At 55.8% G+C, this 3,234-nt stretch carries 1 rRNA gene; it reads right to left on the reverse strand.

Annotation, left to right across the window (positions count from 1 at the left end):
- Positions 1-24: 24 nt before the first annotated feature.
- A 23S ribosomal RNA gene (locus tag ACXVUM_RS20520) occupies positions 25-3,158 on the reverse strand.
- Positions 3,159-3,234: the final 76 nt, after the last annotated feature.

Raw genomic sequence — 3,234 nt, forward strand, 5'->3', positions numbered from 1 at the left:
TCTGTATTTTCAGATGATGTCATGTGTTGTAAGTCCTCGGCCGATTAGTACCAGTCACCTGCACCCATTACTGGGCTTCCAGTTCTGGCCTATCAACCCCATGGTCTGTGGGGGGCCTTAACCCCGCGAAGGGGGTGAGAAACCTCATCTTGGAACAGGCTTCCCGCTTAGATGCTTTCAGCGGTTATCCCTTCCGAACGTAGCTAACCAGCGGTGCTCCTGGTGGAACAACTGGCACACCAGAGGTTCGTCCGTCCCGGTCCTCTCGTACTAGGGACAGGTTTCCTCAAGTTTCTTACGCGCGCGGCGGATAGAGACCGAACTGTCTCACGACGTTCTAAACCCAGCTCGCGTGCCGCTTTAATGGGCGAACAGCCCAACCCTTGGGACCTACTCCAGCCCCAGGATGCGACGAGCCGACATCGAGGTGCCAAACCATCCCGTCGATATGGACTCTTGGGGAAGATCAGCCTGTTATCCCCGGGGTACCTTTTATCCGTTGAGCGACACCGCTTCCACGTGCCGGTGCCGGATCACTAGTCCCGACTTTCGTCCCTGCTCGACATGTCCGTCTCACAGTCAAGCTCCCTTGTGCACTTGCACTCAACACCTGATTGCCAACCAGGCTGAGGGAACCTTTGGGCGCCTCCGTTACATTTTGGGAGGCAACCGCCCCAGTTAAACTACCCACCAGGCACTGTCCCTGAACCAGATCATGGTCCGAGGTTGAGGTATCCAATACGATCAGAGTGGTATTTCAACAACGACTCCACCCACACTGGCGTGCGGGTTTCACAGTCTCCCACCTATCCTACACAAACCGAACCGAACACCAATACCAAGCTATAGTGAAGGTCCCGGGGTCTTTTCGTCCTGCCGCGCGTAACGAGCATCTTTACTCGTACTGCAATTTCGCCGAGTCTGTGGTTGAGACAGCAGAGAAGTCGTTACGCCATTCGTGCAGGTCGGAACTTACCCGACAAGGAATTTCGCTACCTTAGGATGGTTATAGTTACCACCGCCGTTTACTGGGGCTTAAATTCTCAGCTTCACCACCGAAGTGATTAACCGGTCCTCTTAACCTTCCAGCACCGGGCAGGCGTCAGTCCGTATACATCGTCTTACGACTTCGCACGGACCTGTGTTTTTAGTAAACAGTCGCTTCTCTCTGGTCTCTGCGACCACCACCAGCTCACCGAGTACACGGGTCACCAGCAGTGGCCCCCCTTCTCCCGAAGTTACGGGGGTATTTTGCCGAGTTCCTTAACCACAGTTCTCTCGATCGCCTTAGTATTCTCTACCTGACCACCTGTGTTGGTTTGGGGTACGGGCCGTGTTCCAACTCGCTAGAGGCTTTTCTCGGCAGCATAGGATCATGGAATTCGCCTCAATCGGCTACGCATCACCTCTCAGGCTGAATGAGACACGGATTTGCCTATGTCTCGCCCTACAGGCTTACACCAGTACAACCACTGACTGGCCCCACTACCTTCCTGCGTCACCCCATCGCTTGCCTACTACCACACAAGGTCCCATGCAGCCCCAGACTCGAGACCCGAAGGTCTTCTCGCTGGATTTGGATGGTTAGTACATGTGATTCAGCATGGACGCTACGAACACGGGTACGGGAATATCAACCCGTTGTCCATCGACTACGCCTGTCGGCCTCGCCTTAGGTCCCGACTCACCCTGGGCGGATTAGCCTGGCCCAGGAACCCTTGGTCATCCGGCGGAAGAGTTTCTCACTCTTCTTTCGCTACTCATGCCTGCATTCTCACTCCCACACCCTCCACACCTGGATCACTCCGGCGCTTCCACGGATGCAGGACGCTCCCCTACCCACCCACACCACTACACGACCCCCCGCAGGAGACCGTGGATGTCTTGTGTGAGTGCCGCGGCTTCGGCGGTGTACTTGAGCCCCGCTACATTGTCGGCGCAGGATCACTTGACCAGTGAGCTATTACGCACTCTTTCAAGGGTGGCTGCTTCTAAGCCAACCTCCTGGTTGTCTGTGCGACCCCACATCCTTTTCCACTTAGTACACGCTTAGGGGCCTTAGCCGGCGATCTGGGCTGTTTCCCTCTCGACTACGAACCTTATCGCCCGCAGTCTCACTGCCGCACTCTCACTCACCGGCATTCGGAGTTTGGCTGACGTCAGTAACCTGATAGGGCCCATCGGCCATCCAGTAGCTCTACCTCCGGTGAGAAACATGCGACGCTGCACCTAAATGCATTTCGGGGAGAACCAGCTATCACGGAGTTTGATTGGCCTTTCACCCCTACCCACAACTCATCCCCTCCATTTTCAACTGAAGTGGGTTCGGGCCTCCACGTCGTCTTACCGACGCTTCACCCTGGCCATGGGTAGATCACTCCGCTTCGGGTCTAGAACACGCCACTCAAGCCGCCCTGTTCAGACTCGCTTTCGCTACGGCTACCCCACACGGGTTAACCTCGCGACGTGCCACTAACTCGCAGGCTCATTCTTCAAAAGGCACGCCATCACCCACCCCCGAAGGGCGCAGGCTCTGACGGATTGTAAGCGTCCGGTTTCAGGTACTATTTCACTCCCCTCCCGGGGTACTTTTCATCTTTCCCTCACGGTACTTGTCCGCTATCGGTCACCAGGAAGTATTCAGGCTTACCGGGTGGTCCCGGCAGATTCACAGCAGATTTCACGGGCCCGCTGCTACTTGGGCACCTGGCACACGAGACCACACACTTTCGACTACCGGACTCTCACCGTCTACGGTCGACCATTCCAGGCCAGTTCACCTAGCATGCAGTTTTCTCACTCGCACCCAACACGGCAGCATTGGGAACACCAGACCCCACAACCCCACACACACAACCCCTGCCGGGTATCACATGCGCATGGTTTGGCCTCCTCCGCTTTCGCTCGCCACTACTCACGGAATCACTATTGTTTTCTCTTCCTGCGGGTACTGAGATGTTTCACTTCCCCACGTTCCCTCCACACCCGCTATACATTCACAGGTGGGTAACACGACATCACTCGTGCTGGGTTTCCCCATTCGGACACCCTCGGATCACAGCTCGTTTGACAACTCCCCGAGGACTATCGCGGCCTACCACGTCCTTCATCGGCTCCTGGTACCAAGACATCCACCGAACGCCCTTACACACTTACAACAACAAAATCTAAATAAAGATGCTCGCATCCACTGTGCAATTCTCAAACAACACACACCCACCACCCACACACCCC

Source organism: Williamsia sp. SKLECPSW1, assembly GCF_054332755.1.